This window comes from Hymenobacter montanus (genome assembly GCF_014699115.1).
Lineage (GTDB): Bacteria > Bacteroidota > Bacteroidia > Cytophagales > Hymenobacteraceae > Hymenobacter > Hymenobacter montanus.
Genome location: NZ_JACXAD010000007.1, coordinates 110,233 through 127,426 on the forward strand (window position 1 = coordinate 110,233; position 17,194 = coordinate 127,426).

The 17,194-nt window shown below is 61.9% G+C and carries 17 protein-coding genes; 3 read left to right on the top strand and 14 right to left on the bottom strand.

Going from position 1 to position 17,194, the window contains the following annotated elements; genetic code table 11:
• Positions 1-87: 87 nt before the first annotated feature.
• From IC235_RS08150 to IC235_RS08165, 4 genes are all read right to left on the bottom strand, one after another.
• Entirely contained in the window at positions 88-849 is a 762-nt protein-coding gene (locus IC235_RS08150; protein WP_191004676.1) for a zinc ribbon domain-containing protein, read from the bottom strand.
• The gene (locus IC235_RS08155; protein WP_191004677.1) at positions 839-1,960 is read right to left on the bottom strand and encodes a Nif3-like dinuclear metal center hexameric protein; all 1,122 of its coding nucleotides are present in this window, start codon (positions 1,958-1,960) and stop codon (positions 839-841) included. The genes IC235_RS08150 and IC235_RS08155 overlap by 11 nt, the downstream gene beginning before the upstream one ends.
• Before the next feature lie 208 nt (positions 1,961-2,168).
• Positions 2,169-2,912, bottom strand: a complete 744-nt coding sequence (locus IC235_RS08160) for a uracil-DNA glycosylase family protein (RefSeq protein WP_191004678.1) — start codon at positions 2,910-2,912, stop codon at positions 2,169-2,171.
• A gap of 218 nt (positions 2,913-3,130) precedes the next feature.
• On the bottom strand, positions 3,131-3,823 hold the full coding sequence (locus IC235_RS08165; protein ID WP_191004679.1) for a DUF6992 family protein: 693 nt from the start codon (positions 3,821-3,823) through the stop codon (positions 3,131-3,133).
• A 117-nt stretch (positions 3,824-3,940) separates the two neighbouring features.
• Between IC235_RS08165 and lpxK the strand changes: the two genes are divergently transcribed.
• The 3 genes from lpxK to miaE are packed head-to-tail and all read left to right on the top strand — an operon-like array spanning position 3,941 to position 7,697.
• Complete coding sequence (gene lpxK, locus IC235_RS08170) at positions 3,941-5,032, top strand: tetraacyldisaccharide 4'-kinase (RefSeq protein ID WP_191004680.1); 1,092 nt, start codon at positions 3,941-3,943, stop codon at positions 5,030-5,032.
• Positions 5,033-5,089: 57 nt separating this feature from the next.
• Complete coding sequence (locus IC235_RS08175; protein ID WP_191004681.1) at positions 5,090-7,090, top strand: putative porin; 2,001 nt, start codon at positions 5,090-5,092, stop codon at positions 7,088-7,090.
• 10 nt (positions 7,091-7,100) lie between these two features.
• Positions 7,101-7,697 (top strand): tRNA-(ms[2]io[6]A)-hydroxylase, encoded by a 597-nt coding sequence (miaE, locus tag IC235_RS08180; RefSeq protein ID WP_191004682.1) that lies wholly within the window; start codon positions 7,101-7,103, stop codon positions 7,695-7,697.
• A 594-nt stretch (positions 7,698-8,291) separates the two neighbouring features.
• Here miaE and IC235_RS08185 read toward each other — a convergent pair.
• From IC235_RS08185 to IC235_RS08230, 10 genes are all read right to left on the bottom strand, one after another.
• Positions 8,292-8,495 carry a hypothetical protein gene (locus IC235_RS08185; protein WP_191004683.1) on the bottom strand — a complete coding sequence of 68 codons (204 nt, stop codon included), beginning with the start codon at positions 8,493-8,495 and terminating at the stop codon, positions 8,292-8,294.
• Between the two features lie 61 nt (positions 8,496-8,556).
• Positions 8,557-9,669, bottom strand: a complete 1,113-nt coding sequence (locus IC235_RS08190) for an adenylate/guanylate cyclase domain-containing protein (RefSeq protein ID WP_191004684.1) — start codon at positions 9,667-9,669, stop codon at positions 8,557-8,559.
• 483 nt (positions 9,670-10,152) lie between these two features.
• Complete coding sequence (locus tag IC235_RS08195; RefSeq protein ID WP_191004685.1) at positions 10,153-10,620, bottom strand: DUF2147 domain-containing protein; 468 nt, start codon at positions 10,618-10,620, stop codon at positions 10,153-10,155.
• A 60-nt stretch (positions 10,621-10,680) separates the two neighbouring features.
• The gene (locus tag IC235_RS08200; RefSeq protein WP_191004686.1) at positions 10,681-11,799 is read right to left on the bottom strand and encodes an ABC transporter permease; all 1,119 of its coding nucleotides are present in this window, start codon (positions 11,797-11,799) and stop codon (positions 10,681-10,683) included.
• Positions 11,800-11,866: 67 nt separating this feature from the next.
• Complete coding sequence (locus IC235_RS08205; RefSeq protein WP_191004687.1) at positions 11,867-12,976, bottom strand: ABC transporter permease; 1,110 nt, start codon at positions 12,974-12,976, stop codon at positions 11,867-11,869.
• A gap of 29 nt (positions 12,977-13,005) precedes the next feature.
• Positions 13,006-13,791: an ABC transporter ATP-binding protein gene (locus tag IC235_RS08210; protein WP_191004688.1), complete on the bottom strand. Its 786-nt coding sequence runs from the start codon at positions 13,789-13,791 to the stop codon at positions 13,006-13,008.
• Complete coding sequence (locus IC235_RS08215) at positions 13,788-14,714, bottom strand: ABC transporter ATP-binding protein (RefSeq protein ID WP_191004689.1); 927 nt, start codon at positions 14,712-14,714, stop codon at positions 13,788-13,790. Before IC235_RS08215 ends, IC235_RS08210 begins: the two co-directional genes overlap by 4 nt.
• Before the next feature lie 12 nt (positions 14,715-14,726).
• The gene (locus tag IC235_RS08220; protein WP_191004690.1) at positions 14,727-15,641 is read right to left on the bottom strand and encodes an HlyD family secretion protein; all 915 of its coding nucleotides are present in this window, start codon (positions 15,639-15,641) and stop codon (positions 14,727-14,729) included.
• Positions 15,638-15,853 (bottom strand): hypothetical protein, encoded by a 216-nt coding sequence (locus IC235_RS08225; RefSeq protein WP_191004691.1) that lies wholly within the window; start codon positions 15,851-15,853, stop codon positions 15,638-15,640. The genes IC235_RS08220 and IC235_RS08225 overlap by 4 nt, the downstream gene beginning before the upstream one ends.
• Before the next feature lie 14 nt (positions 15,854-15,867).
• Complete coding sequence (locus tag IC235_RS08230; RefSeq protein WP_191004692.1) at positions 15,868-17,160, bottom strand: TolC family protein; 1,293 nt, start codon at positions 17,158-17,160, stop codon at positions 15,868-15,870.
• Between the last annotated feature and the right edge of the window lie 34 nt (positions 17,161-17,194).

Genomic DNA, 17,194 nt, shown 5'->3' on the forward strand with positions numbered 1-17,194 from the left:
GCACTATCTTAGCACACAATCTGCAGAAGCGGTTATGGTAAGTGGATTAGCCAGTGGGATGACTCTGGCGAGCACAACCGGCCCTGGCTACACCGTGCGGGCTTCTACGTCGGCCAGAATCCGGCCGCAGTGTTCGCAAACGATGATTTTCTTGTGGGAGATGATGTCCGCCTGGCGCTGGGGCGGCACCGTGTTGAAGCAGCCCCCGCAGGCATCGCGCCGTACCAGCACCACGGCCAAGCCGTTGCGCACGTTGCCGCGGATGCGGGTGTAGGCCGTCAGCAGGCGGTCTTCCACCGGTTTGGTGGCTTCCTCGCGCTGAATCATGATGGTCCGCTCTTCCTCCTCATTTTCGGAAACAATGGTTTCCAACTCGCTTTTTTTGTTGTCGAGGTCTTTGCGCCGCTCGTCCAGCTTCTGCTTGGTCCCGCTGATTTCGGCGTTCTTCACGTCAATCTGGTACTGGGCCTCCTTGATTTTCTTGTCAGCAATCTGAATTTCCAGGCGCTGCAGCTCAATTTCCTTGGCAATGGCTTCGAACTCGCGGTTGTTGCGCACGTTCTGCTGCTGCTCGTCGTACTTTTTAATGAGCGACTCGGCGTCTTTGCTGGCCTGCTTGCGGCTCTTAATGAAGTCGTTCAGGGCCTGAATCTCTTCGTCAAATTTCTTGACCCGCACCTCGTAGCCAGCAATTTCGTCTTCCAAATCCTGAACTTCTTCGGGCAAATCGCCGCGCACGCGCCGGATTTCATCGAGCTGCGAGTCGAGGTGCTGCAGGGTGAGCAGGGCTTCGAGCTTGGCAGCTACGGGAACGTCGGCGGGAGCCACGGCGGCACTTTTAGCAGTCATATTGAACGGGGTTCGTAGGGGTTTCGGCGATTAAGACCGCAAAAGTACGTTTAAATCCGGCCGTTAACAAATCGCGGAATACCTCGCCGGTGAACTGCTCGCTCTCGAAATGGCCCACATCGCAGAGCATGAGTTGTCCTTCGGCCCCAAAAAACTCGTGGTATTTCACGTCGCCCGTCACGTAGGCGTCAGCCCCGGCAGCTCGCGCCGCCCCGATGAGGAAGGCACCCGCCCCGCCACAGATGGCGACCGTTTTAATGGTTCGCTCAAAGGGCGTGTGGCGCACCACCGGCACGAGCAGGCGCTCTTTCAGCAGGGCCCGGAATGCCGCGGGGACCATCCCGGCCGGCAATTCACCCACCAACCCGGCGCCCACCCCCTGGTGTTGGTTTTCGAGCTTGACCAGCTCGTAGGCTACTTCCTCGTACGGATGCGCCGCCCGCAAGGCCCGCAGCACGGCCGTCTGCCGGTGCAGGGGCAGCAGGACTTCCAGCCGCCGCTCGGGCACGGCTTCGGGTTGCTGCGGAGTGCCGATGGCCGGCCGGGTGCCCGCGCCGGGCGTGAACGTGCCGGTGCCCTCGGTTTGGAAGCTGCACTCCGAATAGGAGCCCACCTGCCCGGCCCCGGCGGCGTACAGTGCGGCCAGCACGCGGCCGGCCACATCGGTGCGCTGGTCTTCGGGCCGGTGGGGTACGTAAGTGCTGAGGCGGGCCAAGTTACCGCTTTGCGGGGCCAGCACGCGGGTGTTGGCCAGGCCCAGCTTCTCGGCCAGCTTGTCGTTTACGCCGCCGCGCACGTTGTCGAGGTTGGTGTGAGCGGCGTAAATCGCCACGTCGTTTTTAAGGGCGGCAATGATGGTCTGCTCTACTTCGCTCCCCCCCGTGAGCCGCTTGAGGGGCCGGAAGATGACCGGGTGATGGCAGACCACTACGTTGCAGCCGCGCCGCCCGGCCTCGGCCACCACGGCCGGCGTGCAGTCGAGCGCAATCAGAACCCCTTTGATTTCGGCGTGCGGGTCGCCGCACTGCAGGCCGGCGTTGTCGTAGCTTTCCTGGTAGGCGAGGGGAGCAGCCGCCTCCAGCAGGCGGGCCAGGTCTTGAACGGTAGGCATAAGGTGAGCCAGTAAAGTGGGGAGCCAAAGAACGCCACGCGGCGCTTAACGGACCCGCGGCCGGCGCAGCCCGGCTTTACGCGGGTAGCTTTGAGGGCACTCTAAACCGGTGGGCTGCTACGAATTTCCGGGCGGGCTCCACGTGGCCCGCCGCTTATTGGGCAATAGAGCTAGGGCTTTTTAGGAATTAAAAATTAAAAATGAAGAATTAAAAATGTGCTGGTCCATTTTTTAATTCTTCATTTTTAATTCCTTTCTCTGATGCGAAAATGGCTCTAAGACTACCCAATACCTCAACGTAGCGGGCGACGTTAGCTTCCAGGTCGCGGCGCCGGTACTGCATGAGGTAGCGGGGGTGGTCGAGGGCAATGATTTTTTCAAACAAGCCTAATTCATCATTCAGGCGCTGGAAGAAGGTGCCGTTGCGCTGGCCCAAGCTGATGGCTACGTCGGTTCGCAGGCCCAGTTCTTCCGCTTGCTGGCGCAGCGATTGGCGCATATCGGGCCATAGGGCTTTCGTGAGGGCGGGCGAGTCGTAGTAGTTATAGTTCAGACCCTCGCGCAGCAGCACCAGTGGGTACACGGAGCCCAGGTAGAACTGCTGGTAGAATGCGGCCGGTCCGCCCATCTCCGTCACCACCTGGTAAACAAACTGGGTTGAGGGCTCCGGCCGCTGGCGGGGCAGGTCGTGGTGGATGCCGCAAAACTCGGTGAGCGCCGCCGGGTCGGTGAAGGCTACGCCGGTGCGACCCATGCCCAGCCGGCCGGGATTAATGCCCAGTACAGCCACGCGAGACTGGTTGTCGGCGTAGTATTTCTGGGCAAACTGGCGGAGCAAGCTACCAACTACGGGCTCACGGAAAGGGCTCCAGGCTTCAACCCCGTCGGGTAACCCAGCTGGTAGCGGAAACGTGGCGAGAAAGTGCGGCAGACATTCAGCAAGGCTGGGCATGGCAGGTAAGGAGAGTATTTCGGCTCATAATTCATACGTATACGCTTCAACGGGCATCTTCACCAGTGGGCTGCCCTGGAGGGTAAGCAACGAGAGCGGTTCTCCAGTCAGGGTACGGCTTTTCTAGGAATTAAAAATTAAAAATGAAGAATTAAAAAATGGACCAGCCGATTTTTAATTCTTCATTTTTAATTTTTAATTCTTTTCCGAGAACTGCTCTAAAAATCGGTTGGTGAGTTATGCCCCCGTGCGGCGGAGCCGCCCAGGGGCAGCCGTACCGCCACCGTGCCGGGAGCTATGCTCAACCGGCTCAGCAGGGGATAGAGGTCGCGGCCGTGCTGATGATGGCGGCCGTACTGGAACCCATCAAACAGCAGGAGAAAGCCGCCCTGGACCAGCAGCGACTGGCCGTAGCCCCGCCAGCGGTCGGCAGAGCCGGGAGCCGTGGGATTGCGGCTTTTCTCGAGCAGGTACAGGCCGGTGGCCAGGTAGGCAACGTCGAGGCCGGCGTTGAGCAAATATAGGTTTTCGGTTCGAAGCTGGCTGCGGACGTTGTCGGCCCGGTCGGAGCTGGGCTGGCGCGCAGTGCGCCGGGCCGCCAGGTAGCCGGTCCCGGCCAACGCCAGATTTACCGCTCCCCAGCCGAGGTTCATCTGGTGGAAGTAGTGGGCTGAGCTTTCCGTTTGGCCCGTGGCGATGCCACTAACCAGCAAATTGCCCGCCGCCCAAGCCCCCAGTACTACCAAGCCGCGCTGGTCGAGGCGGCTGCGGCCGGCGCTGAAAGCTGACCAGGACGAGGCGGCGGTGGGCGCCGGGGGCCGTCCGCGGCTCGAATCAGCCCTTGGTTGGGCCAGCAGGGGGTGGAGCATCGACATATTTAGCAGGCCGGTGAGGAGGAGCAGCAGGCGCATGGCAGCGGGGGTTGAAGGAAGCGAAGCTGCAAGCAACCAGTTCGCCGCCACTTTAGTGTAGTGGGCCGACCCGGGGCCGTACTTTTACGGGCTCTTGCTTGGGCAATTAGTCAGCGTATGCCGTCTGGATTAGCTTTTTTACTGCTACCGTTTTCCTGGCTGTACGCCGGGGTGCTGGCCGTCCGCAACTGGCTGTACGACATGGGCTGGAAGCGCCCGGCAACCTTTGCCGTGCCGCTCATCAACGTGGGCAACCTGCGGGTGGGCGGCACCGGCAAAACGCCCCACGTGACCTGGCTGGTGGAAGAGCTGTTGCGCCGGGGCCACCGCCCGGCCGTGCTGAGCCGGGGCTACGGCCGCCGCACCCGGGGGCCCCGCCTGGCCGGTCCCGCCGATTCGGCCTCGACTGTGGGCGATGAGCCGTGGCAGTACTTCCAGCAGTTTTCGGCGCGGCAGGTACCCGTGGCCGTGGCCGAAGACCGGCGGCTCGGGGTGGCGCAGCTGTTGCACGCGCACCCGGCCCTAACGGTTATCGTGCTCGACGATGCCTACCAGCACCGCGCCGTGCAGCCCACCCTGAACGTGTTGCTTACGGAGTGGGCCCGGCCGTTCTACCAGGACTGGGTGCTGCCCGCCGGCCGCCTGCGCGAAAGCCGCCGCGGGGCCTGGCGGGCCGACCTCATCATTGTAACCAAATGCCCGCCCGGCTTATCCGCCGCGGCCCAGGCGGCCGTAGCGCAGCGCCTCGGGCGCTACGGCCGCCCGACCAGCCCGGTGGTTTTCTCGGCCTACGAATACGCCCGGCCGCGGGCCTTGGCCGACGCTACGGGGGAAAGCCGGGCTGAGCCTGCCGCCCCGCCAGCCCGTACGCCCGCGCCGGGCCCGGCGCTGTTGCTCACGGGAATCGCGCAGCCGGGGCCCCTACGGGAATATCTCGAAAGCCAGGGCTATACCATTCAACACCACGCGTGCTTTGCCGACCATTATGCCTTTCAGCCAGCCGACTTAGCGGCCCTGCGGGCGAATTGGCAGCCGGGATGGCCTATTTTTACGACGGAAAAGGATGCTACCCGCCTGCAAGCGCCCGAATTGCGGGCCGAGCGGGACCAACTGCCCTTCTATACCATTCCGGTGCGAGTGGCGTTTCTGGACAATGGCGCCGCGACCCTGCGGCAGCTACTGCCCGGCGCTCCTACCCCGGGAAACTAATTTATTTACCTCGACCCAGCCGCGTTCTTCTACAAACTCGGCGTATTTGTTACTTGTTTGAAGGCTTTGCAACAGGGATTTTTACGGGTGAGGGGGCTGCGGCATCCCTGGGTGGGATTCATGCTGCTGCTGGGCCTGCTGGCCACCCCCGCCGCCCGGGCCCAGATAGTGGACGACTCGACCAAAGTCCTGTACGGCCCCAAAACCACGCGCGTCATCTACGAGGCCGAAGTGTTGCGCGACTCCACCAGTGGCACGCCGCTCGACACCACGCTCACCCGCTGGCCGCAGGCGCGCTTCTGGTTTCACGACACTACGTTCCAGCAGGACCTGGGCGCGGTAGGCACGGCTTCGCGGCCCTTGCTTTACCAGCCTAACCTCCAGCTGGGAGCCCGTTTTGGCCGCAACGTGTTCGATAAGTACGCCCGCGACGCAACGACGGTGCCGTACTACGATTCCCGGTCGCCCTACTCGTTTTTTCGCTTCATCCAGTCCGGGGCCGGCGAGCAGGTATTTGAGCTCAGCTACAGCCGCAGCCTGAAGAAGAACTTCAGCGTTGGCCTGGCTTACGAGCGAATTGCATCCAACAAGATTCTGGCCCCGCGCGGGTCTCGCGACGGCTTGGTGGAGCACTCTAACGTGCTGTTGTTCGGGCGCTACCAAACCGACGACGAGCGTTACCACCTGCTGTTCAACTTCAGCACCGTGCGCCACCGCGCCGCTGAGCAGGGCGGCATCAAACCGGTGGCTGGCGAAACGAGGCCCCAGGACCTATTTAACTACGGGCGCCAGAGTGTGTACTTAACCCAGGCCACCAACACCGAGGACCGCGACGAGCTGTACTTCACGCAAACCTACCGCCTGCTTCGCCGCGGCCTTACGGCGTACCATACCTTCGATGCCAAGCGCCAGTACAACAGCTACGCTGACTTGGCGCTGCAGCCTACCGATATCCTGTTTTATCAGGCTTATCGAGTCCAGCCGTTTAATACCCCCGGGGTAACCATCGACCGGGCCCAGTACCAGCAGGTCGAGAATACGGTGGGCGTGCTCGGCCGCACCGAAGCCGTGGAGTACCGCCTTTACGCCCGCGACCGCATCGCATCGCTTACGAACCGAACCTTGCGGCGCGTGGCCACGCCCAACAGCCTCCTGCTGGGACCGGATACGCTGCGACGCAGCTTCAACGAAGTCTTTTTCGGCGGTACGGCCCGGTTTAATTACCATACCATTTACGCGGTCGAGACCGCGGGCGAGATCCGCCCCATCCGGCTGGCGGGTCCTCAGACTACCCCCGAATACTGGTTCAGGGCTTCCGTGCGCACCGGGCCGCTTTCGGCGGAGGTGTTGCGCTCTTCGTATTCGCCCACGCTGACGCAGCAGGTATTCGTGGGCAACCACTACCAGTGGAACCACCTGCCGGAAAGCGGTAAAGAGTTTGACAACACCACCACCAGCCAGCTTACCGGGCGCCTGCGCCTAAAGCTGCCCGATTGGGGTAGGCTGACGGAACAGCGCTTCGAAGCCAGCGTCGGTGTGCATAGCATTACTAAGCTCGTGTACTACAACACGCGGGGAGTACCCGAGCAGATTACGGATGCTGACGGTGCGCGCAACCTGCTCGTCGGCTTCGCCCGGCATCAGGTGCGGGTGGGCCGGGTGGGCTTCGACAACCAGGCCACGTACACGCGGGGGGGGGACGTGAACGGCTTACGGATTCCCAGCCTGGTTAGCAGCTCCCGGGTTTTTTACGAGAGCTACATCTTTAAAAAGGCGATGTTCAGCCAGGTGGGCGCCGAGGTCTATTATCAATCTACTTTTCGAGGAAACAATTACAGCCCCAGCACCCAGCAATTCTATCAGCAGGACCTCTTTACCATCCGCAATTACGCAGTGGCTGACGTGTTCTTCACGGCCGATATTAAAGCGGTATCCGTGTTCCTGAAGGTGGCCTACGTCAACCAGGGCATTTTACACGATGGCTATTTCACTACGCCTTATTACACCGGCTATCCACGGCGTTTTCAACTTGGGATAAAGTGGAATTTCTTTAATTAGAGAGCAGGCGATGAAAGAAAAAACGATTCTGAAGCTAAAGCTTAATACCGACCCCCGCTGGGTGAACATTGCGGGCAAAAACATTGAGGACATCCTCGTCGACCATGCCTGGTGCGAGCAGAAAGCGGCGAGTACCGGCATCAGCATGATTATCCATTACCCCGAGAAAACCCGCCTCGTGGATGAGCTCACCGACCTAGTGGCCGAGGAGTGGAGCCATTTCGAGCGCGTGCTGCTGGAGCTGCGCAAGCGCGGCTTCCAGCTGGGTCGCCCGCGCCGCGACGACTACGTGGTGCAACTCCTGGCCCACGTGCGCAAGGGGGGAGCCCGCGAGCGCCAACTGATGGACCAGCTATTGGTTTCGGCCTTGATTGAAGCGCGCAGCTGCGAACGATTCAAGTTGCTCTGGCAACATATCGCCGACGAAGAGCTGAGTAAGTTCTATTATGAGCTAATGGTGTCGGAAGCCGCGCATTTTGTGAGCTACGTCGATTTGGCTAAAGAATACTGCGACCCCGTAGTCGTAGAAGAGCGGCTGCAGGAGCTACTGAAGATAGAAGGGGAAATAGTAACGAACTTACCCGTGCGGGACGACCGGATACATTAGTTATGTATGAATGATTATTGATAAGTTATACTGCATCCCTACTCAGTTGCTAACCGGACTAATGGAAGCAATCTGAAGTTGCCATCAGTTATTTTATGCTCGATAGGCTTGGGTTGGAACCTGCTCTGGTTGGTCTATTAATACATTCTTCAACAAACCTATCTAACATTGCCGTGATTCCGCCGAATAAATTCTTCCTGGCCGTTAGCGCCAACAGTTGCACCCATTTTGTGGCCGACCAGATAGGGGACGCGGCATGGACGGCGGGCATATAGGAGGCGTGAGCGACTAAGCACTTGAGCATAAGTATATCGTGTACATCAGAACGTCCTGCTTCGACAAGCTCAGCAGGACGCCCTAAAATACTACGATTACTTCTGGGTGACTACTTAAAGATCCTGATTCAATCGCGGTGTATTGTCTCCTCGCCGATGGCCAGGCGTCCTGCGTTGCAATCGACGATTTGGTAGCTGATGATTAACCAGTTGTAATCTTTAGACGAAAGATGGGCGTTATTAAGCCAATGCTGGAAAACCTCTGGCTCATCTGGTTGCGCGGAAGCATTTGGGCCGGCTAACGCGGTAGTTTGGCCGGCTAATCTTTCTGGGAGGTACTCTGCTCCACGTCGCAGTACAACTCGTTATTTACTAAAGGGCTAAGCTCCAACCGAGCCAAGTGGGCGTAAGGGCGCACGGATTGATGCAGCAGCATCGGGTAATGCGTTAGAATTCGAGCAATGCGGCGATGAATGGCATTGGTCATGATGAGAAAAAAGCGGCGGAAGAACGGAGGATGCAATGTAGGGAGTAGTTTCAAGCAGGCATAGGACAAGAAAGCTGGCAGGTATAGGACCAACGGCTTACTTTCCCTCCTGTGTGGCGGGCTGCACGTCTACCAGTTGCACCGGCTGCTGCTTGCCGCGCAGGGCAATCTGCCCGAGTAGCATGAGACGAAATTCGGGTATTGCCCCCAGGCGCTGCCGCAGTTCCTCCGAGATAAGCAAGCGGCTGTGCAGCGCGTTGCATTGGGCCTGAATGCGAGCCGTGGTGTTGAGCACATCGCCGTGGTACACGACGTCGCGCTTAATATCGCCGACCTGGGTGGCCATCACCCGGCCTAGGTGCGCCCCGCCCTTGAAGGCTGGCACCACGCCGTACTGACTCAAATAGTACGCTTGGCGCCGGGTGATGGCGGCGTCGAACGCAAAAAAGCAACTCAGGCAGCGGGCCTGTTCACTACCGGTCGCCGTGGGCCAGGTGATGACGGCTTCGTCGCCGACATACTGGTAAATCTCGCCTCGGCTGGCCACCACGGCGGCGCTCAGGTCGTAAAAAAAGTCGCTGATGAGTCGGCTGTACCGCTGTTCGCCGAGTTGTTCGGCCAGGCCGGTGGAGTTTTTTACATCCAAAAACAAAAAGATGCGGTGCTCGGCTACCGGCCGGTGATACCGCCCGAGCAGCAACCCGGCTAGCACCCGCGGCCCAATCACCCTGCTTGTTTGATAGAGCACCGTGGTGTTAAGCATGGCTAACCCGTAGGCCAGCAGCACTTGCGTGAACCCCCAGGTGCCCGCCACTGCCTGCCGGTCTCGGATAGCAGCCGCGGCCAGCCCGGATTCCGGCAAGCGCCGTAGCAATTCCACGGCCCCGAGTTGGAGCCGGACGAATAGGGTGAGCACCAGCAGGTGCAGCAGGGCCCCACACACAATGGCTACGGGCAGCCGCGCCCGGCCCAACGCGCGCGGAAACACCCGCACTTCCAGGAGCCCAATCAACAGCCCGGCCGCCAAGCCCAACCCCAGGATGCCAACGAAGCGAAACCCGTCCGGACCTTTCGCCAACAGCGCCAATAGTTGCAGTTGCACCATGAAGGCCACCGCCACCAGCAGCTCTGCCCGCAGCCGGTAACGCTCCAGCGGATTCCGCCAGGCTGTGTGGATGCGCTGCCACACCGGCGCCCCCCTACGCCACATGCCCAGAAGCGGCGAGCCTCGCCGGGGAAGCGCTCAAGAGAATCCTCGTCCAGGAAACGGGTAGCTGGACAACCTCCCCGAGCAGCGCCCGAATCCCGATAGCACCTTTGGGCCGCCCCGCTAGTCCGGCAGGGCAGGTTAAGCCAGAGCCTGGAACCAGAAGCCGGGGCTCGTCTGGCAACAGTTGAGCAGCAGTGCTTAATCTTTGCCGGTCAGGTCTTGCTCGTGTCGTAGCCGTTATCAGGGCCTGCTGCCCCGGTAAAGCGACCCACCCCAGCTCCAAACAGGCGGCGAGGAATTGAGAGGAGGAAATGCGCCTCATGGATAATTGGGATAGGTAGTAAGAGGAAAAGCCCCCGCGAATGACGAAGAGCGCCGAAGCAGAGGAATAAGGAAGGGAGCCGACCGAGTAACAAGGTCCGCGCTGCGTCGAAACGGCGCCCGGGAAAGCCGGCGAATGAATGATGAAAAAAGAGCCCTGCCCTAGTTAGCCACCCGTTTCAGGGTGCGGGTGTGCGTTATCATCAGCACCCGGCCCTGCACGCGCAGCGTATTGGGGCCTTCGAGCCAGGCCGTGGCCGTGATGGTTTTGCCGTGCTCGGGGGCGTACAGCGTTCCATCAGTGCATTTGTGTTCCCGCGGGTTCCAGCGCAGGTTCCAGAATAAATCGGTTCCCACGATGTCGCGGGTGCGCAAAGAGGCGTTAGGGTTCTCTACGTCTTTAGTAGCCACCCCCGGGCCCAGGGCCACAATTTTGGCGCGCCACCGGTCCCCCACCTGCGGCAATACCTGCACCTTGTAGTGGCCGTCGTCAAGGAGCCAGGTGCCGGCCGGGTTATCTGCGGCCGGGGCGGATTGGGCAGCGGCCAGAGTGGCCAGCGTACTCCCTAGCATACAGGCCGGCCGCAGAACGTGGAGGGCTGCGAATCGGAATGAGAAAGGGAACTGCATGGCTAAAAAGATGGGCGGTGATTAAGAAAAAAGAGCCAGTGGAAGCCGAATAGCATCGTCTTATCCGCTGGTTTTGCGGTAGCGCCACACGGCCAGCGTGTTCACCGCCCCGGCCATGCCCAGCAGGATAAGCACCGGACGGAGCACGTCGCGCAGGGTGCTGCCTTTGAGCAGAATGCGCCGCCCGATGTCGATGATGTAGAGCAGCGGGTTGATGGCATCGAGGGCCCGCGCCCAGGCCGGCATGTACTCGGTCGGCGTGAACAAGCCGCAGAGTAACACGAAAATGATGAGGAAGAAAAAGGCCACGAACAAGGCCTGCTGCTGCGTGTTGCTGACCGAGGAAATGAGTAGCCCCAGCCCCAGCGGCACCAGCAGGTACACGCTCATGATGCCGTAGAGCAGCGGCACGCTGCCCACCATCGGCACGTGAAACAGGAAGCGCGCCAGTAGCAGCCCAATGCTGAACTGGTACAGGCCCGCCACCCAAAACGGCAGCAGCTTGCCCAGAATGAACTGCCACTTGCGGATGGGCGTGACGTTGAGCTGCTCAATGGTGCCGATTTCCTTTTCGCGCACGATGTTGAGCGTGGCCACCATCATCACAATCAGGCTGATGATTTCGACCAGAATGCCGGGTACCATGAAGGTCTTGTAGTTGAGCCGCGGGTTGTACCAGTAGGCCGGCACCACTTCCAGCCCGCCCCGCACGGCCACCGCGGCCTGCACGGTGGCGGGGCGCAGCTCGTCCTGGTAGGCTTGCACCACCCCGGCCGCGTAGGAGCTGGCCAGGCCGGCTTTCACGTTGTCGAGGCCGTTGACGAGCAGCTGCACCCGCGCCGCGCCGCCGTGCACCAGGTCGCGCTCAAAGCGCGGCGGAATCACCAGCACCAGGTCGGCGTGGTCGGCTAGCAAGTCCTGTTCGGCCGCCGCGCTGGAGGGCCGCACCCGCGTCAGCTGGAAGTAGGGCGTGTACTGGAACTTGTCAATCAGCCGCCGCGCCGCCGGGCTGTGGTCCTGGTCCACCACGGTCAGCGTCAGGTTTTCAATTTCGTAGTTGGCCGCGAACGAGAGCAGGACTAGCTGAATCAGGGGGGCCACCAGCAACAAAGCCAGCAGGGTGCGGTTGCGCCTAAGCTGCCGCACCTCTTTTTCAATCAGAAACCAGACGATACGCATGGGGCAGGGAACCGTAAATAATGAGCAGTTAATAGAGCAGCAGGAGAGGTTTCATTACTCCTGGACGTCAGGCGAGGCGGTTTTTCAACGAGGCCAGGGCCAGCAGCAGCAGCGCGGTGCCCATGCCCGCCAGGGTGAGGGTTTCGCGCCAGAGTTCGCGCAGGCTCAGTCCTTTTATCATAATGCCTTTCAACACGACGATGTAGTGGCGGGCGGGAATGATGTTGGACAAGAATTGCAGCGGAACGGGCATGCTCGCAATGGGGAACAGGAAGCCGCTGAGAATGAGCGTGGGCAGCAGCAGGCTCAGCATGGAGATGAGCATGGCCGTTTGCTGCGAGGCCGCCCGGGTAGAAATCAGCACACCGAGCGCGAGGGCCACGAAAATGTAGAGCAGCGTTTCGCCGATGAGCAGGCCCAGGCTGCCGCGCTGCGGAATGTGCAGCGCCCACACGCCCAGCCCCAGGATAACGAGCCCGTTGAGGAAGGAAAGCAGAAAATAGGGCAGAATCTTGCCGATGATAATGGGCAGTTGGCGCATGGGCGACACCAGCAGCACTTCCATCGTGCCGGTTTCCTTTTCGCGGGCAATGGTGATGCTCGTGAGCATGGCCGAGACCAGCAGTAGAATCAGGGCCATCGTACCCGGCACGAAGGTGTAGGCCGCCTTCATCTCGGGGTTGAAGTACAGCCGAGCCACGGCCTCGACGCGCGGACCGGCCGGGCCAGTGGGCCGGGCCTGCTCCTGCGCGTAGGCCCGGATGATGGAAGTGGCGTAGCCCACTAGGCTGATGGCCGTGTTCTGGTCCGAGGCATCGGCTACGAGCTGCACCTGGGCGTGGCCCAGGTGGTCGAGGTCGGCAGAAAAGCCCACCGGAAACACCACTGCCAGCTTCACGTGCCCCTGCCGGAACGCGGCGGCCACATCGGGGTAGGTGGTGGCGTAATCGCGCAGCCCGAAGTAGCCGGATGAGAACAGCCGGTTTTGCACCTGCCGGGCGTGCGCCCCCTTATCGAAATCGAGCACGGCCACGTCGGCGTTTTTGATTTCGTTGGTCAGCGCGAAGCCGAACAGCGTGACCAGCGCCACGGGCATGCCGAAGAGAATGAGCAGGGTGCGGGGGTCGCGGAAGATGTGAAAAAACTCTTTCCGCACAAACATCAGGAAGGCTTTCATGGCGTATTACTGCTGGGTGGTGGGTAAGCCTATTCCGTGTTTTTCGCACCCCGGGCCAGGTGCAGAAACACTTCGTCCATGGTGGCGACCCCAAACTGGCGCTTGAGCCCGGCGGGGGAGGCGAGGGCTTCGATTTTGCCGTCGACCATGATGCTGACCCGGTCGCAGTACTCGGCTTCGTCCATGTAGTGGGTGGTGATGAAGATGGTGGTGCCAGCGGCGGCGGCTTCGTAAATCAGGTCCCAGAACTGGCGGCGGGTGATGGGGTCGACGCCGCCGGTGGGCTCGTCGAGGAAGATGACGGCCGGCTCGTGCAGCAGGGCCACCGAGAAAGCCAGCTTTTGCTTCCAGCCCAGCGGCAGGCTGCCCACCAGCGTGTTGCGCTCGGCCTCCAGGCCCAGGCGCTGGAGCAGGGCCGTGGTTTTCTCGCGGATAACCGCGCCCTTCAGCCCGTACACGCCGCCGTAGAAGCGGATGTTCTCGCCCACCGTCAGGTCTTCGTAGAGCGAGAATTTCTGGCTCATGTAGCCGATGTGCTGCTTGATCAGCTCGGGCTGCCGGAAGACGTCGAAGCCGGCCACCGTGGCCGCGCCCTCGGTGGGGCCCAGCAAGCCGCAGAGCATCCGCATGGCGGTGGTTTTGCCGGCGCCGTTGGCCCCGAGAAAGCCGAATATCTCACCGGCGGCCACCTCGAAGCTGATGGCATTCACGGCCACGAAGTCGCCGAAACGCTTGGTGAGCAGCTCGCAGGTAATAACCGGGCCGGCCGGGGCCGCGCGGCTCGCCGCTACGTCAGGAGGATGAAGCTTATTCATGCGGCGGGTTGCTGTTGGGCGAGTAAATCCATGAAGGTATCTTCAATCGTGGCCGCGACCGGCGCCACCACGACCGGCGCGTGGCCCTTGCCCGTGAGGTAGGCCGTGAGCCGGGCGGCGGCATCGGGCGCGGCGTGGGCGAGGCTGAGGTGGGCGCTTTCGCCGAAGGCGTAGCAGCTGTGGGTATCCGGGTAGGCCCGCAGGTCTTGCAGCAGGGGGTGCATGTGGGCAGCCCGCACCGCGTACAGCGGCCAGGGGTAAGACTGGCGCAGGGCGTCGGGTGTATCGACGCGCAGCACTTGGCCTTCCTGCAGCAGCGCCACCCGCTCGCACAGTGCCGCCTCGTCCATGTAGGGGGTGGAGACGACAATGGTAATGCCCCGGGCCTTGAGCGTGCCGAGCATGTGCCAGAACTCCTGCCGCGACACGGCGTCGACGCCGGTGGTCGGCTCATCGAGCAGCAGCACCGTGGGCTTGTGAATGAGGGCGCAGCACAGGGCCAGCTTCTGCTTCATGCCCCCGGACAGGGCTCCGGCCCGCCGGTTTTTGAACGGGGCCAGCTGCTCGTAGATGTCCCTGACCAAGTCGTAGTTTTCGGCCACGGTGGTGCGAAACACGGCGGCGAAGAATTCCAGGTTTTCCTGCACCGTCAAATCTTGGTAGAGGGAGAACTTGCCCGGCATGTAGCCCACCACGTTGCGGATGGCGCGGAAGTCGCGTACCACGTCGTGGCCCGCCACGGTGGCCGTGCCCGCATCGGCCAGCAGCAGCGTGGTCAGGATGCGAAACAGGGTGGTTTTGCCCGCCCCATCGGGTCCGATGAGCCCGAACAGCTCGCCGGCTTCCACGGTCAGGCTCACCTCGCGTGCCGCGGGGGTGGCACCGTAGGATTTGCTGATGTTAATGAGTTCAACGGCTGGCATGGCGGCGGGGGGTTAAAACAGCACGTCGGCGGGCATGCCGATTTTGAGGCTGCCGTCGTTGGGCACGGCTATTTTGAGGGCGTACACCAGGTTTACCCGGTCTTCCTTGGTTTGAATCACCTTGGGCGTGAACTCCGACTTGCTGGCAATCCACTGGACCTGGCCGGGGTACTCGCGGCGCTTCCCACCGGGCGCGTCGACCAACACCTTCACCGCCTGCCGCAGCTTGACGCGGGTAAGTTGGTCGCCGGCCACGTAGGACCGCAGAATCAGCGTTTTGGTATCCCCAATTTTGTAGAGTGGTTGGCCGTAGTTCACGACCTCGCTGGGCTCCACGTACACGGTGAGCACGGTGCCGGCTAACGGGTTCACCACCCGGCTGTTCCGCAGCTGGTCGTTGACTTGCTGCACCTGCATCCGCAGCGGCTCCACCTGCGCGCTGGTGCCACTGGCCTGGGTACCCAGGGTCGAGCGCTGGGCGGCCACTTGCTGGCGCGCCACCGCAATCTGATAGTCGATGTCGTCGAGCTGCTTGGCCGGCACGGCATCGGCTTTCACCAGGTTCACCACCCGTTTCCGCTCGCGCTGCAAGTTGGCTACCTGCTGCGCCAGCGCGCCGAGCTGCGACGAGACATTGGGCGTTTGCTGGCGCACGGCCTGCTGGCTGGCTTGCAGTTGGCGCTTGCGTAAGTAGAGCTGAGTGGTGTCGATAACGCCGACTTCGCGGTCGGCGGGCAGCTCGTCGCCCTCGGCCACGGCCAGGCGCAGCAGCTGACCTTGGGCCTTGGCGGCCACCACGTACTCCGTAGTTTCAAAATTGCCGGAAGCGTCAAAGCGGGGTTCTTCGGACTGGCAGCTGGCGAGCAGGCCGATCGCCAGCAGCAGACGGGGCGCCAGGGCGGAAGCAGATACAGAAGGGGCGTTCATGGCAAGTTGACATTAGATGGATCGGACGGGAGCGTGCGGAACCGGCGTTGGGCGCGGTACACCACGTAGGTAATGATGAACAGAGAGAGGTAAGGCAGAGCGCAGCCGATGCCAAACCAGCGCCAGAAGGAGCGGCCGTGGCTCGTGGCCATGTAGCCCGTAATCAAGGGCAGGAACAGGACCGGCGTCAGCAGGGCGATGAGGACTTCCACAGGTAGCGGACGGGTTAAAGTGGACGGACCGGCGCGCCCTGGGTGAGGGAGTAATCTGCCTGGGCTTGCAGCAATTGCAGGCGGTGCAGCTGCTCCTGGAGGCGGGCCTGGGTCAAGTGGTTGGCCTCGGTGAAGTAGTCGGTGAAGCCGATGATACCGTTTTCTAGCTGCACGGCGGCCGTGGCCTGAATTTTCTCGCGCAGCCCAATCAGTTCGGCGTCGGTTGCCAACAGGGCCTGGTAGCGGTCCACGGCCGTTTGCTGCCCGGCGAGGGTCACACGCTGGTTTTGCTCGAACACCGCCTGTTGCACGGCCACGGCCTCGGTGCTGAGCCGTAGGGCCTCGCGGTCTTGCCGGCGGGTGTAGTAGTTGCTCAGGTTCCAGCTCAGGCGCAGCCCGCCCTGGCCGTAGCCGTGAAAGTCGTTGCGCAGAAAGTCCAGCGTCGGCCGCCCGTAGCCCACCTGCCCGAACAAGCTCAGGCGCGGGGCCAGCCGGGCATCGTTGAGTCGTTGCTGGCCGGCCAGCTGTGCCCGCTGCCGCTCGTACAAGCCCCATTCCGGCCGGCCGGGGGCTGTCGGCAGCGCTGCGGGCACTTCCAGGCGCGTACCGGCCGGCACGGGCTGCCCGAGCAGTTCGCCGAGCTGGTGCAGCGTTCCGGCCCGGTTCAGGGCCAGCTCGCGCAGCTGCTGGTCAAGGCTCATCACTTCCGCGTCGAGCCGGGCAAGGTCCTGCCCCGTGGCCGCCCCGTAGGTTCGGCGGGCAACCAAAGTCTTGCGCCGCTGCATTAAATCGGTGCGTAGCGCTTGCCGCAGGCGCGTGTTTTCGTCGGTTAGCAAGGTCCCGAAATAGAGGGCGGTAACCTGCTCGCGAATTCGGTACAGGCTTACCTCGACCTGCTGGTTGCTGACGGCGCCGGCCAGGGCTTCCTGCTGCTGCTGCTGGCGGGTCAGGCCGCCATCGTACAGCGTTTGGCTGGCGTCTAGCGTCAGGCGGTACTGGTCTTTGGATATCGTTGGAATGTTGATACCAGGAACTTCCAGCGGGATTTTCGTTACCTCGCTCTGGTACGATGCCTGGCCGTTGACAGCTAGCTGGGGCAGGCGGCGCTGGGTGGCCAGCCGGGCTTGGTTGTTGGCCGTTTGGGCATTGGTGAGGGCTAGCTGCCGGCGTAAAGGGGCCTGGGCCTGGGCTAGCTCGTAGCACTGGGCCAGCGTCAGCACCGGGCCCGCGGGTGGGGGGGCGGGCTGCCCCATTGCCGCGCGTGCCATCAAGCAGAGGGCCAATACCGCTTTTTGTTTCTTATCCATACGCTTTAACTACTTGGTTAACGACTGGGCAAAA

Bases quoted from the DNA above. Each gene is read 5' to 3' on its own strand.
- IC235_RS08205 (WP_191004687.1), bottom strand. From the start codon at position 12,976: ATGAAAGCCTTCCTGATGTTTGTGCGGAAAGAGTTTTTTCACATCTTC.
- IC235_RS08230 (WP_191004692.1), bottom strand. From the start codon at position 17,160: ATGGATAAGAAACAAAAAGCGGTATTGGCCCTCTGCTTGATGGCACGC.
- IC235_RS08200 (WP_191004686.1), bottom strand. From the start codon at position 11,799: ATGCGTATCGTCTGGTTTCTGATTGAAAAAGAGGTGCGGCAGCTTAGG.
- IC235_RS08195 (WP_191004685.1), bottom strand. From the start codon at position 10,620: ATGCAGTTCCCTTTCTCATTCCGATTCGCAGCCCTCCACGTTCTGCGG.
- IC235_RS08155 (WP_191004677.1), bottom strand. From the start codon at position 1,960: ATGCCTACCGTTCAAGACCTGGCCCGCCTGCTGGAGGCGGCTGCTCCC.
- IC235_RS08220 (WP_191004690.1), bottom strand. From the start codon at position 15,641: ATGAACGCCCCTTCTGTATCTGCTTCCGCCCTGGCGCCCCGTCTGCTG.
- IC235_RS08190 (WP_191004684.1), bottom strand. From the start codon at position 9,669: ATGTGGCGTAGGGGGGCGCCGGTGTGGCAGCGCATCCACACAGCCTGG.
- IC235_RS08150 (WP_191004676.1), bottom strand. From the start codon at position 849: ATGACTGCTAAAAGTGCCGCCGTGGCTCCCGCCGACGTTCCCGTAGCT.
- miaE (WP_191004682.1), top strand. From the start codon at position 7,101: ATGAAAGAAAAAACGATTCTGAAGCTAAAGCTTAATACCGACCCCCGC.
- IC235_RS08165 (WP_191004679.1), bottom strand. From the start codon at position 3,823: ATGCGCCTGCTGCTCCTCCTCACCGGCCTGCTAAATATGTCGATGCTC.
- lpxK (WP_191004680.1), top strand. From the start codon at position 3,941: ATGCCGTCTGGATTAGCTTTTTTACTGCTACCGTTTTCCTGGCTGTAC.
- IC235_RS08215 (WP_191004689.1), bottom strand. From the start codon at position 14,714: ATGCCAGCCGTTGAACTCATTAACATCAGCAAATCCTACGGTGCCACC.
- IC235_RS08160 (WP_191004678.1), bottom strand. From the start codon at position 2,912: ATGCCCAGCCTTGCTGAATGTCTGCCGCACTTTCTCGCCACGTTTCCG.
- IC235_RS08210 (WP_191004688.1), bottom strand. From the start codon at position 13,791: ATGAATAAGCTTCATCCTCCTGACGTAGCGGCGAGCCGCGCGGCCCCG.